General features: G+C 62.9%; 7 protein-coding genes. 4 read left to right on the top strand and 3 right to left on the bottom strand.

Annotation, left to right across the window (positions count from 1 at the left end; all coding sequences use genetic code 11):
* Position 1: 1 nt before the first annotated feature.
* The 3 genes from AC0J41_RS27550 to AC0J41_RS27540 form a co-directional block, all read right to left on the bottom strand.
* Complete coding sequence (locus AC0J41_RS27550) at positions 2-7,294, bottom strand: Ig-like domain-containing protein (protein ID WP_473014107.1); 7,293 nt, start codon at positions 7,292-7,294, stop codon at positions 2-4.
* A gap of 55 nt (positions 7,295-7,349) precedes the next feature.
* Positions 7,350-8,195 carry a sulfotransferase family protein gene (locus AC0J41_RS27545; protein WP_025113429.1) on the bottom strand — a complete coding sequence of 282 codons (846 nt, stop codon included), beginning with the start codon at positions 8,193-8,195 and terminating at the stop codon, positions 7,350-7,352.
* A gap of 141 nt (positions 8,196-8,336) precedes the next feature.
* Entirely contained in the window at positions 8,337-9,932 is a 1,596-nt protein-coding gene (locus tag AC0J41_RS27540; protein ID WP_473014106.1) for a glycosyltransferase family 39 protein, read from the bottom strand.
* A gap of 226 nt (positions 9,933-10,158) precedes the next feature.
* Here AC0J41_RS27540 and AC0J41_RS27535 point away from each other — a divergent pair, with 226 nt between their 5' ends.
* The 4 genes from AC0J41_RS27535 (at position 10,159) to AC0J41_RS27520 (ending at position 14,228) form a co-directional block, all read left to right on the top strand.
* The gene (locus tag AC0J41_RS27535; RefSeq protein ID WP_025113431.1) at positions 10,159-10,746 is read left to right on the top strand and encodes a phage tail protein; all 588 of its coding nucleotides are present in this window, start codon (positions 10,159-10,161) and stop codon (positions 10,744-10,746) included.
* 53 nt (positions 10,747-10,799) lie between these two features.
* On the top strand, positions 10,800-11,111 hold the full coding sequence (locus AC0J41_RS27530; RefSeq protein ID WP_025113432.1) for a hypothetical protein: 312 nt from the start codon (positions 10,800-10,802) through the stop codon (positions 11,109-11,111).
* 202 nt (positions 11,112-11,313) lie between these two features.
* Positions 11,314-13,380: a type VI secretion system Vgr family protein gene (locus tag AC0J41_RS27525; protein WP_473014105.1), complete on the top strand. Its 2,067-nt coding sequence runs from the start codon at positions 11,314-11,316 to the stop codon at positions 13,378-13,380.
* Positions 13,377-14,228 (top strand): DUF4123 domain-containing protein, encoded by an 852-nt coding sequence (locus tag AC0J41_RS27520; protein ID WP_473014104.1) that lies wholly within the window; start codon positions 13,377-13,379, stop codon positions 14,226-14,228. The genes AC0J41_RS27525 and AC0J41_RS27520 overlap by 4 nt, the downstream gene beginning before the upstream one ends.
* The last annotated feature ends 2 nt before the right edge of the window (positions 14,229-14,230 follow it).

The following is a 14,230-nucleotide window of genomic DNA, read 5'->3' as shown; positions in this document are numbered from 1 at the left end:
TTCAGGCCTGCATTTCGCTGACGCCGACCTGTCGCAAAGCCGCTGCCAGGTCGTCGACCCGGTGCTGCTCGCTGTCCTTGAGTTGTTGCAGTTGCTGCCCCAGGGTCGGCGCGCCAAATACCCCGCGCAGCCCCTGGGAAATGTCACCAGCCTTGAGCGAATGACTGCCGAAGGCATTCAGTGCATCCCGCTCGGCGCCGCTGTTCTGGTGGAACAGGCTCGACAGCGTGCTGCTGGCGAAGACCCCGCCGTCACCGCCACCAAAACCGAGGAAGCCATGGCCGGAACCATCGCCGCCGCTGTCGCTGCTGCCGAACACCTGAGCAATGAAGCTTGGGCTGAGGGCGCCGTGATTGATGAAAATGTCGCCCAGCGGCCGGATGCCGTCGCCGAGTACGCGCTGTTCGAACAGCGGCGCGAAGGTCAGCGGTGAACCGAGATTGCCGGTCGGCGCCGTGAAGACGAACGGCTGCAGCGGTACGGTTGGGGCCGAAGGCGGCACGACCGGATCGCTGCTGCGGAACAGCGGGTCCGGGATGACCGCGTTGGTCGGCGTGGTCGGCGTCACCGGCGGCGCGGTGTTGATCGCGTAATTGTTCGAACTGCTGATACCGCTGCCGCTGTTGCCGGACAGATCGTTGACCCCGGCACTGTTGACGCTGATCGCGTTGTTCGCACTATTGATATTGGCCCCCGGAGTCAGCGTCGCGGTCCAGGTCTTGCCGCCGTCGCTGCTGCTCAGGTTGGACAGGCTGCCATTGCCGACATTGATGTCACTGAGATCAAACCCGGTCACCGCTTCATTGAAGCTGATGGTCACCTGCGAGGTCTGGCCCACGCCCAGATTCGGATTGGCCACCACCACCGTCGCGGTTGGCCGTTCACTGTCGAGCGCATAGTTGTTCGACACCGCCACCGTGCTGCCGGTGTTGCCCGCCAGATCGGTAACGTTACCGGTGTCCAGCGCGATGAAGTTGCTCGGGTCGGTGACATTGGCCGTCGGGGTGAATGTCGCGGTCCAGGTCTTGCCGCCGTCGGCGCTGCTCAAGTGGCTCAAGTCACCGTTGGTGACGCTGAGGTCCGAGAGGTCGAAGTTGCTGACCGCCTCGCTGAAGGTAAACGTCACCTGGGTGGTCTGGCCGATGCCCAGATGCGGGTTGGCGACCACGATAGTGACCGTCGGCCGGGTCGCATCAAGCGCGTAGTTGTTGGAGATCGCAATGCTCGCGCCGGTGTTGCCCGCCAGGTCCTGCACGTTACCGGTGTCGAGTACGATCAGGTTGGTGGTGTCGTTGATCCCGGCCGTTGGCGTCAGGGTGGCGGTCCAGGTCTTGCCGCCATCGTTGCTGAGCAGGTTCGACAACGTGCCGTTGGCGACACTGAGGTCCGACAGATCGAAGCCGCTGACCTGCTCGCTGAAGGTGATGGTCACCGTGGTGGTTTCGCCGATGCCCAGACGATTGTCGGCGACCACAATGGTGGCGGTCGGCAACGCGGTGTCGATGGCGAAGTTGTTGGAGTCAGTGGTGCCGACCCCGCTGTTGCCCGAGGCGTTGGTCACGCCGGCGTTGTTGAGGACGATCAGGTTGCTGGTGTCGGTGACATTCGCCGTCGGGGTAAACGTCGCCGTCCAGGTGATGCCGCCATCGCTGCTGGCGACGTTGCTCAGCGTACCGTTGGCGATGCTCAGGTCGGCATTGTCAAAACCGCTGACCGCTTCGCTGAAGGTGATGGTCACCGTGGTGGTTTCACCGGCCTTGAGCGCGGTATCGGCGACGACAATGGTGGCGGTCGGCACGTCGGTCTGCACGGCGTAGTTGACCGAGGTGGTCGTGCCTGTGCCGGCGTTGCCGGCCAGATCGCTGATGCCATTGTTGTTCAGCACGATCAGGTTGGTGGCGTCGCTGACGCCGATGGTCGGGGTGAACGTGGCCGTCCAGGTGATCCCGCCGTCGCTCGACGAAACGTTGCTCAGCGTGCCGTTGGCGACGCTCAGGTCGGCGTTGTCAAAGCCTGTGACCGCTTCGCTGAAGGTGATGGTCACCTGCGCGGTTTCGCCGGGGCGCAGGTCCGTGTCGGACATGACAATGGTCGCCGTCGGGCGTTGGCTGTCGATCACATAGTTGTTGGAGTCCGTGCTGCCGCTACCGGTATTGCCCGCCAGGTCAGCGACCCCCGTGTTGTCCAGCGTAATGACATTGCTGGTGTCGGTGATACCTGCGGTCGGGGTAAACGTCGCCGTCCAGGTGATGCCGCCATCGACGCTGCTCACCGCCGTCAACGTACCGTTGGCAATGCTCAGATCGGCGTTGGTGAAACCGCTCACCGCCTCGCTGAACGTGATGGTCACCTGCGTGGTCTGCCCGACGCCCAGCGCCGGATCGGCGACGACAATGGTCGCGGTCGGACGCTGGGTGTCGATGGCAAAGTTGTTGGAATCGGTGGTGCCGCTGCCCGCGTTGCCGGCCGCATTCTGCACGCCGCTGTTATCGAGGGTAATCAGATTGGTCGCGTCGGTGATGTTGGCCGTCGGTGTGAACGTGGCCGTCCAGGTAATACCGCCGTCGCTGCTGCTCACGGCAGTCAACGTGCCGTTGGCGATGCTCAGATCGGCGTTGCTGAATCCGGTAACTGCCTCGGAGAACGTAATGGTCACCAGGGAAGTTTCACCCACACGAAGGCTCGGATCAGCCACCACGATGGTTGCCGTCGGCAATACGGTGTCGATGGTGAAATTGCCGGAGTTGGTCGTGCCGGTCCCCGTGTTGCCGGCAAGATCGGCGATGCCGGTGTTGTTCAGGGTGATCAGGTTGGTCGCGTCGTTGATCCCGGTGTTCGGCGTGAACGTCGCCGTCCAGGTGATGCCGCCATCGCTGCTGCTCACGGCAGTCAATGTGCCGTTGGGGATCGACAGGTCGCTGTTGTCGAAACCGGTAACGGCTTCGCTGAAGGTGATGGTCACCAGCGAGGTTTGCCCCGCGCTCAGGCTGGTGTCGGCCAGGACGATGGTCGCCGTCGGGCGCTGACTGTCGATGACGTAGTTGCCGGAACTGGTGGTCCCGCTGCCGGCGTTACCCGCCGTATCGACGATGCCGGTATTGTCCAGAACGATCAGGTTGCTGGTGTCGGTGATCCCGGCCGCCGGAGTGAAAGTCGCGGTGTAGGTGATGTTGTCCGAGGTGCTCAGCCCGGAGAGCGTGCCGTTGTCCACGGTCAGGTCAGCCAGAGTCAACCCGTTCACGGCCTCGCTGAAGGTGATGGTCACGGTGGTGGTCTGCCCGACGCCCAGCGCTGTATCGGCAAGCACAATGGTCGCGGTCGGACGCTGGGTATCGATCGCGTAGTTGTTCGAATTGGTAGTGCCACTGCCCGCGTTGCCGGCAGCGTTCTGTACACCGCTGTTGTCCAGGGTGATCAGGTTGGTCGCGTCGGCAAGATTGTTGGCCGGGGTGAAGGTCGCCGTCCAGGTGATGCCGCCATCACTGCTGCTCACCGCGCTCAGCGTACCGTTGGCAATCGTCAGGTCGGCATTGGTGAAGCCGGTGACCGCCTCGCTGAAGGTGATGGTGACCGTGGTGGTCTCGCCGATGTTCAGGGCGTTGTCGGCGACGATGATGGTCGCGGTCGGCAACACGGTGTTGATCACAAAGTTGCCGGAGTTGGTGACCCCGGTGCCGGCGTTGCCGGCCAGGTCGGAAACCCCGGCATTGCTCAGGGCGATCACATTGCTGGTGTCATTGATACCGACGCTCGGCGTGTACGTCGCCGTCCAGGTAATGCCCCCGTCGCTGCTGCTCACCGCGCTCAGCGTGCCGTTGGGAATGCTCAGGTCGGCGTTGGTAAAACCGCTCACGGCTTCCGAGAAAGTGATGGTCACCAGTGACGTTTCACCAGCGCTCAGGCTGGTGTCGGCCAGCACGATGGTTGCGGTCGGGCGCTGGGTGTCGATGGTGTAGTTGTTCGAGTCGGTGGTGCCACTGCCGGCGTTACCCGCGAGGTCGGCAATCCCGGTGTTGTTCAGGCTGACCACGTTGGTCGCGTCGGTGATGCTCGCGCTCGGGGTAAACGTCGCCGTCCAGGTGACGCCGCCGTCGCTGCTGCTCACCGCCGTGAGGGCGCCGTTGGCAATCGTCAGATCGGCGTTGGTGAAACCGGTCACTGCTTCGCTGAAGGTGATGGTCACCAGCGAGGTGTCGCCGATTTTCAGGGCGCTTTGGGCGAACACGATGGTTGCAGTCGGGCGTTGAGTGTCGATGGCGTAATTGTTCGAGTCGGTGGTGCCGGTGCCGGCGTTACCGGAAAGATCGGCGACACCGGTGTTGTCCAGGGTGATCAGGTTGGTGGTGTCGGTGATGTTGTTGGTCGGGGTGAACGTTGCCGTCCAGGTGATGCCGCCATCGGCACTGCTCACTGCCGTCAGCGTACCGTTGGCGATGGTCAGATCAGCGTTGGTGAAACCGCTCACCGCTTCGCTGAAGGTGATGGTCACCAGCGAGGTCTCACCGACTTTCAGCGCATTGTCGGCCACCACGATGGTCGCCGTCGGCCGCAACGTATCGATCACATAATTGTTGGAGTCGGTGGTGCCCGTACCGGCATTGCCGGCCAGGTCAGTCACCCCGGTGTTGTTCAGGGTGATCAGGTTGGTGGCGTCGTTGACGCTGCTGTTCGGGGTGAAGGTCGCCGTCCAGGTGATCCCGCCATCCGCACTGCTGACGGCGCTCAATGTGCCGTTGGCAATGCTCAGGTCGGCGTTGGTGAAACCGCTCACCGCTTCGCTGAAGGTGATCGTCACCAACGAGGTTTCGCCGATGGCCAGGTTATTGTCGGCAACCACAATGGTCGCGGTGGGACGCTGGGTATCGATGGCGTAATTGGTCGAATTGGTGGTGCCGGTGCCGGCGTTGCCAGCCAGGTCGGCAATACCACTGTTGTCCAGGGTGATCAGGTTGGTCGCGTCAGTGATATTGCTCGTCGGCGTAAAGGTCGCCGTCCAGGTGATGCCGCCATCGCTGCTGCTGACCGCCGTCAGTGTGCCGTTGGCAACGGTCAGGTCGGCGTTGGTAAACCCGCTCACTGCTTCGCTGAAGGTGATGGTCACCGTTGAGGTGTCACCGATCTTGAGCGCCGAGTCGGTCATCGCGATGGTCGCGGTCGGACGCTGGGTATCGATCGTGTAATTGTTCGAGTTTGTGGTGCCCACGCCGGCGGCGCCGTCCGAAACCGCCGTCACCCCGGTGTTGTCCAGGGTAATCAGGTTGGTGGTGTCGGTCAGGTTGTTGGTCGGGGTGAAGGTCGCCGTCCAGGTGATGCCGCCGTCGGCACTGGAAACGGCGGTCAACGTACCGTTGGCAATCGTCAGGTCAGCGTTGGTGAAGCCGCTCACGGCGCGGCTGAACGTGATGGTCACCAGCGACGTTTCGCCGATGCTCAGGGCCGGGTCAGCGACCACGATGGTGGCAGTGGGTGGCTCCACGTACGCCGTGTTGATCGTGCCGCCGTTGTTGTAGATTCCCACCAGCGCACTCGGTGTCGTGCCCGTCGAACCACCGCTGGAAAGACCGCCGGTGCCACTGGCGGCGGCGTTGCCGCTGATCGCCGCAAAGTTGCTCGCGGTCATCAGCACCACGCCGCCGTTGTTCCAGATCGCCCCGACGCCACGACCCGCGTCGCCACCATTGGCGCCGTTGCTGCCCACACCGCCGCCACCGCCACCGCCGCCACCGGCCGCGATGTTGTTGCTGATCACCGAGGTGCCGATGACTTTCAGCGTACCGGTCGAAGCGTTGTAGATACCGCCCGCCGCATTGCCGCCGACGCCGCCGACTTTGTCCCAGCCCGAACCACCCCCGCCGCCGCCAATCGACAGCGTGCCGTTGGTCGCCGAGCCTCCGTTGCCGCCATGGCTGTAACCGGCGGCGCCGTTGCCGCCCACGCCGCCGGTGCTGGTGCCGCCCCGGCCGCCCATGTCGGTTGCGCTGTAACCACCGCCATAGCCGCCAGCGTTGGCGCTGCCTGCCGAGCCGGCATAAGTGCCGGTGGCCGGGCCGGACGAACCACCATGACCGCCAACCTGGCCGCCGATACCGCCACCACCGCCGCCGCCACCGCCCACGTAACCGCCGGTTACACCACCGCCACCGCCGCCACCGGAGGCTGCGTTGGCCGTGACTGTCACGTTGTTCAGGGTAAGAATGCCGGCGTTGAAAATCCCGCCGCCCATGGCGCCCGCCGCTGCGGCGCCACCGTTACCGCCATTGCCGGCGACCAGCCCCCGGGTAATCACCAGACCATCGAGGGTGACGGTGCTGGTAGAGGTGATTTCCACCACACGCGTCTTGTATTGACCGTCGAGGGTCACGTCGGCGATGCCGTCGTTGTTCAGGTCGCCGTCAACGGTGATGTTCTTGTTGATCAGCAGTTCAGAGGTCAGTTGCACGGTCATGCCGGAACTGAAGGTGACAATGTCGCCGTTCTGCGCCGATGCCAGCGCCGCGCGCAACGAGCCGACGCCGGTGTTGAGGTTATTGGTCGCCGTCCAGGTGGCGAGGCCCCACTGGTACTCGCTCATGGCTTTGCTCGAGAGCACGTTGGCGCTTTCGATAGTGCCGGTGGCGATTTCCAGATTCCAGTCGCCGCCCACGCCGGTGCGGTTGCTGGAGGCGGCAATGTCGCGGCCGGTCATTTTGGCCAGCGAGTCGACGAAGCTCAGCCCGCGATCACCTTCGGCGGTGTAGCAGCCGTAGATCAGGATATCGCCGCCAATGTTCATGTCCTTGCCGATTTGCGCCAGCACCGCACTGCGGGCTGCGACGTTCTCGGCAGACAGATAACTGTCGCCCAGCCACAGGTCACCGGCATTGCCGTGGGCAATGATCTCCACGGTGCTGACGTTTGAATGTTGATTGAGGTAATCGGCGATCTGCTGCAAGCCATCCTTGCTCGCATCGAGCTTGACCACCTGGGTGCCGGGGGCGACGCCCTTGAGCAGGCTGTCGGCATCCTTGACCCGGGCATCGACGAACACCACGCTCTGCCCCGGCACCGCGACCGGGCTGGCAGCCGGCGTGGCATCGGCCTGACCGTGGGTGTCCTTGCTGGCGACCGGGTGATCGGCGTTCGGCGCCTTGGCGGCGTCGGCAACGGGGTGGCTGTCAGCCTGGGCGGCCGTGTCGGCCACGGTGGCAGCGACCGCGCCGTCGAACAGCATGCGCGGTTCCAGCGGCATGATCATGGGGGCGGCCAGCGACCGTGCACCGTCAGTTACCCGCGCTTGTTTCTTGCTCCACCACATGCTGCTCACCCGGAATCGAACACAGTTGTTGACGCATCAATGAAAAACGCCGCGATCAACTGATCGCGGCGTCGGACTTCATACGAATGACATTGGCGGCGCTGGCTGAGCCATCGAGCCAAAACGACAAATCGGCGTATTGCTTGAACAGATCCGGCGGCAAAATGGTGCGCCGCGACTGCAAGGCGACCTTGGGTTTGACCTTGTGCAGGCCGGCCACGCCAAGGCCTTGATCGAATTCCGGGGCGTCGTAGGCGAGGTGATCGAAGTCGTGCTCGAACCACGGTTCGCCGATAAAGTCGTAGACCAGCCGCAGCACCCGTTCCGGGGCCTGGGTCAGCAGGTCGTAGTCGACGATCAGCAGCGAATCGGCGTGTTCGCCGTAATAGGCTTCCTTGAGCGCCGCCCAGGCAAAACCCACCAGGCGGTTGCGCTGGGCCAGGGTTTCGCAGCGGCTGTAGACGGTGTTGCGCTCGACGGCATCGCCGAACAGCTTGGTGTTTTCATAAGGATTGGCGCGGTACAGCCGTTCAAGGCTGTCCATCACCCAGGCGACGTTGCGCACGCAGGCGATGACTCTGGCTTTGGGAAACAGGTCGCTGAGCGCCGGCAGCCGTGAGCTCCACTGCCGATTGGTGTCGAACACCACCGGCTTGTCGGCCTTGTCGGCATAGAAGGACTCAAACAGGCCGCGCAGCAGACGGCGGCGCATGTCGGTGTCGATCACCGCGCCGAACTCGCTGCCGGCACTGCATTGATCGAGGACACTGGAAAACAGCGAGCCGACCGGGCTGGTCATCCCGGCATGAAAACGCGGGTTCTGCAAAAGAATCGCAGAAAGCAGGGTCGAACCTGAGCGCGGCAAGCCGGAGATAAAGTGGAATTGCTGCAATCCCTTCACCGTAGTCGGAAGTCCTTTTGTCCAACAGAGCCTAGTCGAACAATGACCATCCGACTAGTGGTGTTTTGATATCAAATCGAAACTATTCAGGTGGAAAAATTCGGAATATCGAATGACTCGCCTGATGAATCGATTTAGCGCTCATCCCCCCGTTTTATCGGCGCCTGGCGCCACCCCATACCAGCGTGCAAAGGCGCCCCCCGCATGAACTTCGCCCTGCCGCTGCCAGCCCTCGGGCAACGCCGCGAAGTCATTCGGTTCATCCAGTGTGCCGATCAGCCATACCCGATGGCTGCCCTTGGGCAAATCGGCGAGCCGATCAAGGTAAACCTCCTCGCTGACCAGCGTGCCGAACCCGTAAGCGTTGGGGCGCGTGGAGTGCCCGTCCGCTGCAGGTGGCGTGTACAGGCGAATTTGCGCGTCGGTGCGGTTGTAGTAGATGTAACTCAGGTACCACATCATGTCGCTGGTGACGATCCGGTCACCCTCGGTGAAGTGGCGGTTGACGTAGTCGACCACCACGCTGAACTGATCATTGCTGTCGACCGTGGCGTTGTTCTTCACGCCCACCAGTTCGACACCGACAAACAACACCAGGATCGCCAGCGCCAGCACGCGAGAGCCTGTGTACAAGCGATCGACCGCCAGCGCCACCAGCATCGGCAGCCCCAACGCGTAGGCCGTGACATAACGCTCGATGAACACCGGCGAGATGAACGACACGCCAAACACCAGCAGAATCGGCACCACGCTGTAAGACAGCAGCAACAGACTGCCGCGAAACACACTGCGATCACAATGCAGGCCAACGGCGATCACTGCCACCAGCGCCAATGGCAACGGCCAGAACAGCCACGCCGGCAGGGTCAAACCGTCGTCCTGAATCAGCAACGACCAGACCATCGACGGCAACGAAACGAGGGTCACCGGATCTTCCCAACCGATATCGTTACTGGCCTTGAGTTCCGGGACGTGCTGCAGCAGATCAAGCAGATTGGGCACCCACGGCAGGTACAGCAGCGCGATGCTCAGGTTGGCCAGCCACCAGGCCGGGCGCTGGATATGCCGCAGCCGATACCCCGGCTGCACCCGCACCGCTGCCAGGTACAGCCAATGGCTGATCACGCAGAGCACAGTGAAGTAATGGGTGTAGAACGCCGCCGTCATCAGCAACGCATAGGCCACCAGGTAGCGATGCCGGCGCGGCTGGCGCACCCAGTAGACCAGCGCGATCGTCGCGCCGATCAGCCACATGCCGAGCAGCGAATACATGCGCACTTCCTGGCTGTAGCGCACGGCCGTGGGCAGCAGTGCCAGCAGCAGCCCGGCCAGCAGCGCGGCGCGGCGGGTGGCGAGCAGATCCACCAGCCACACACCGAGCCCGACGGTGATGATCCCCGGTAACGCACTCATCAGGCGAATGGACAGGATGCCGTCACCGAACAGGCCGATCCAGCCGTGCAGCAACAGGAAATACAGCGGCGGGTGCACGTCATGGGCCGCACGCCCCCAGATCTCAGTCAGCGAAAACTGGCTCAGCAGGACGCTGGAACCTTCATCGAACCAGATCGCCGCCGCCGTCAGGTCGTAAAAACGCACCACGGCTGCCAGCAGCATGATCGGCAACAGCCAATGCTCCCGGGCCCAGCGAATCAGGCGCAAGGCCACCAGCCATGCCCCCGGGACCGCGCGCGGATCCTGCGTGTCGCCAACCGGCGTTTCTCTGTGTGCCGCCATTGCATCCTCTTGCTGTACCGGAATATCGCGAACGGAGGGCCCCGAACCTGCCCGTCACTTTAGGTCAGCCACCGCAGAGCCGTCGATGCCGGTGTGCGGTTTCACGACATCCGGCAACCCGGTCAATCCGGGTCTACGCTCTGGCTTGGCGAGACCTGGCCGTAACGGGAAGAGACATCGCACCTTAATGGCCCGCCGACAACCAATCAGAAAGGATGAGGACTTTATGGACGTTTACATGGGTACGGTTCTGACGTTTGCCTTCAACTATGCGCCCAGCGGCTGGGCTTTGTGCAATGGTCAGATGATGAACCTTTCACAGTATCAGGCGCTGTTTTCATTGCTCGGCACCACCTATGGCGGCAATGGCGTCCAGACGTTCGGACTGCCCAATCTGCAGAGCCGCCTGCCGATCTGTCAGGGTAGCGGGCCGGGCCTGACAACCCGCGTCATGGGTGAAAACTCCGGCTCCGAACAAGTCACCGCCACCCTCAACAACCTGCCTAACCACACGCACACGCTGGCCGGCGTAACCGCCACCACCACCGTGCAACTGGCCAACCCGGCCAGCAACCCGGTGGGTGCCCCGACCGCCACCAATTCCTACCTCGGCGCCTCGGGCACCGGCCCCGGTCTGGCGAACATCTTTTCCGATGCCCAAGGCGCCTCGGCCGTACCCCTCAAAGGCGCAGCCACTACCATCAGCGGCACGATCAGCCCCACCGGCAACGGCTTGCCGATGGCGATCATGAACCCCTATCTGGTACTCAACTTCAGCATCGCCCTGCAGGGTTTGTATCCTTCGCGCAACTGAACAACCACCGGGGGAGCTCTCTCCCCCGGTCACCACCTGGCTGGAGTGTAACCATGCTGCAAGCGGTGAAAAGCCAACATTTCCAGGCACTTGAGGGCCGAATCGGCACCCTGCACCTGCCCGATGGCAGTGCCCTGCAAATCCACATCGGGGCGTTCGAAGAAAAACCCCTGGCGAAAATGCGCTACAGCGAGCGCATACCGTTCAGTGTCGAGTTGAGCAGTCTGGAGCCGACTGAATTCATCGACGGATTATGTGCACTGGAGCTGCCGGAGCTGGGACGAGTGGACGGTATCTTCGTATCGCGGGTACCACCGCTGGGTCGGGACCCGGCGCTGGCTTACTTTCACATTACCTTCAACTGAAAAAATCCTGCGTTTCCACGCCCCGGTTAATGTGTGACTGCAATTTGGGAAGCGTCTGACATCATTTCTTCGGCGGCCTTGTTAGCGTTGCACGAAACTGGCTCCGAGACGTTTGTTGCGCGCAAGACCAGGGAAGGTCTGCGCGCAAGCCGTGCATCGACGTCCGAGAGCCTGTGCCCCGTCACAGGACAAGGAATAAAGGATGTCGACCACCCGTGCCCGCTTCAGCCTTTCGCTCACCGACGTTAAACACGATCTGCAAGTCCTCTCCTTCACCGGCCACGAATCCATCAGCCAGCCCTACGCGTTCGAGGTTGAGCTGGTCAGCGAACGCGCGAACCTGCGCCTTGAAAGCCTCATGCACCAGCAGGCGTTCCTGGCCTTCGATCTCGACGGCCATGGCATCCACGGCGTGGTCGATCGCGTCGCCCGTGGCGATAGCGGCAAACGCCTGACGCGCTACAGCCTGACACTGGTCCCGCGCCTGTCGTATCTGCAGCATCGCTTCAATCAGCGGATTTTCCAGCAGATGAACGTGCCACAGATCATCACCCGGATTCTCTCGGACAACGGCATTCATCGTGACCTGCACCAGTTTCATCTCGGTGCCGACTATCCGCCGCGCGACTACTGCGTCCAGTCGGAGTCGGATCTGCACTTCATCCAGCGCCTGTGTCAGGAGGAAGGCATTCACTACCACTTCCAGCACAGCCGGGAAAAACACCTGCTGGTGCTGGGCGACAATCAGACGGTGTTCCCTCGTCTGGATCGCCCGACACCCTATCGACGAAACAGCGGCATGGTTGCCGAAACACCCACGATCCAACAATGGCAGGTACGGGTGGAAACCCGCCCCACCGCGACCGCGCGCCGCGATCACGACTTTCGCAAGACCCGCTTTCTGCTGGAGGCGACTCATCGGCCCAACAGCGACGCGGCCCGGCCGGCACTTGAGGATTATCGCTATCCGGGGCGCTTCACCGATGGCGCGCGGGGCAAGCAACTGACCCACCGCGCCCTCGAAAGTCATCGCGCCGACTACCTGCAGGCCCGCGGCCACAGCGATCAGCCAAGCCTGGTGGCCGGTCACTTCCTGTCGATCAGCGAGCATCCCTGCGAGGAAAACAACGGGCTGTGGCTGCTGACCGACGTCATCCACAGCGGCAAACAGCCCGCAGCACTGGAGGAGACGCTGGGCGGGATGAGCGCCGCCACTGACGACGGCTTCGTTGAAGGCTACCGGAACGAGTTTGTCGCCACGCCATGGGAGGTGATCTACCGCCCACCACACTCATTCGTGAAGCCGAGAATCTTCGGCAGCCAGAGCGCTGTGGTCACCGGTCCGGTCAACGAAGAGATTCATTGCGACGCGTTCGGTCGGGTCAAGGTCCAGTTCTACTGGGATCGCGAAGGCAACCACGACGACCACAGCAGTTGCTGGCTGCGACTGGCCTCGAACTGGGCCGGGAGCGCACATGGCAGCGTGACGCTGCCCCGGGTCGGCATGGAAGTGCTGGTCAGTTTTCTCGAGGGCGACCCGGACCAACCGGTCGTCAGCGGTTGCCTGATCAACAGCGCCAACCCGGCCCCCTATGAACTGCCGGAGCACAAGACCCGCAGCGTGTTTCGCTCACGCAGTTCACCGGACAACGGCGGCTTCAACGAATTGCACGTGGAAGATCGCGCCGGTCGCGAACTGATCTACCTGCGTGCCCAGCGCGACCTCGAACACAAGGTGGAAAACGACAGCCGCCTGGACGTCGGCAACCAGCGTCACGAAACCATCAAGGGCCACAGCATCAGCGTGTTGCAGGCAGAAGACCAGCGCACCGTGCACGGCGACCGCAAGACCCGGCTGCATGCCAGCGACCACTTGCACGTCAGCGGAGACAGCCATAGCCGTGTCGATCATCTGCAGGCGATCGAGGCCGGTCGGCAAATCCATCTCAACGCCGGCGATCATCTGGTACTCAACGCCGGCAACAGTATCAGCATCACGGCCGGCGGCGAGCACCTGGTGATCGGTCACGGCGGTATTTTCAGCAGCAGTGCCATCCAGGTCGGCGGCAATCCCAAAGCGGTTGCGTCAGCGCGGGCCGCGATGCCCGATGGCGTCGACGACCTGACCGCGCCAGCACCATTGCCCGCCGTGCTGGCGTCCACGCAACTCGCGCTGCTGGCGGACAACAACGCAATGGGAGCGACTTTCTGCGCGCTTTGCGAAGCCTGCCGCGATGGCGTCTGCCTGCCACGGGAGAACGCCGCATGAACGACGCATTCCCGCGCCACTGGATGAACCGCCAATTCGCTTCGGGGCATGACCTGTATCTGCTACTCGACTCGCAACAACAGGCAGTTCGCCGGCTGTTGCTGCAAACCAGCGACTTCGAGCATTACCGCATCCTCTACAAAGACACACCCGCCGCCGACCTGGCGGACAACGGGCCGTTTGTTTTTGCCCTTGAGCGGTATGACGACAAACGCATCGCGCCGTTGCTCGCCTGTCCGCAAGACAACTGGGGCTGGCTGTTCAGCCTGCCCCAAACCGCCCTGTCCGCGTGGGTCGAACACTGGCAGCAACGGCTGATCGTCGGCGCCCGTCCGCATCAGGCGCTGTACCGCTTTCACGACAACCGCGTGCTGACCCGGACACTCGCACATCTGCCCACCGAAGCCATACCGGGCTACCTCGGCCCGACGCTCAGCGTGTGTTACTGGCAGGGCTCGCAATGGGAAAGCAACGACAACCCCGCGCCCGGCAGCTATCGATTGCCGGAGTCGCCGCTGTGGCTGCAAACACCCGTGCCTGCTGAGCAAACCCGCGAGATTCGCCAGCTCAACGCTCACCGCTACCTGCTGGCCGAACACGAACAGGCCTACGCCGACCTCGCGCGAACACAGCCACCGGAAGTCTGGCTGCGTGAACGTCTCGAGCAGGCGGATGCGTGGGGTTGGCAGACAGCGCAGCAGCTGGAGTTTCTGCTGATCCACAGCTTGCGAACACCCGCTCATGGCATCGATGCGCACTGGCAAGTGCGTCCGGGTGAAACGCCGCAGGAACACTTCGAACGGGTGAGCCATTGGGTGAAAACGATGGGTGGAGACGCCGCGCAGTGAAG

Source organism: Pseudomonas sp. Arb-4-2C (assembly GCF_055755015.1).
The sequence above is the reverse complement of the archived record's forward strand: the minus strand, read 5'-3'. Positions and strand labels throughout refer to the sequence as shown.

What these genes read in the sequence shown, in the direction of transcription:
- AC0J41_RS27550 (WP_473014107.1), bottom strand. Translation starts at nt 7,294, where the DNA reads ATGTGGTGGAGCAAGAAACAAGCGCGGGTAACTGACGGTGCACGGTCG.
- AC0J41_RS27540 (WP_473014106.1), bottom strand. Translation starts at nt 9,932, where the DNA reads ATGGCGGCACACAGAGAAACGCCGGTTGGCGACACGCAGGATCCGCGC.
- AC0J41_RS27535 (WP_025113431.1), top strand. Translation starts at nt 10,159, where the DNA reads ATGGACGTTTACATGGGTACGGTTCTGACGTTTGCCTTCAACTATGCG.
- AC0J41_RS27530 (WP_025113432.1), top strand. Translation starts at nt 10,800, where the DNA reads ATGCTGCAAGCGGTGAAAAGCCAACATTTCCAGGCACTTGAGGGCCGA.
- AC0J41_RS27525 (WP_473014105.1), top strand. Translation starts at nt 11,314, where the DNA reads ATGTCGACCACCCGTGCCCGCTTCAGCCTTTCGCTCACCGACGTTAAA.
- AC0J41_RS27520 (WP_473014104.1), top strand. Translation starts at nt 13,377, where the DNA reads ATGAACGACGCATTCCCGCGCCACTGGATGAACCGCCAATTCGCTTCG.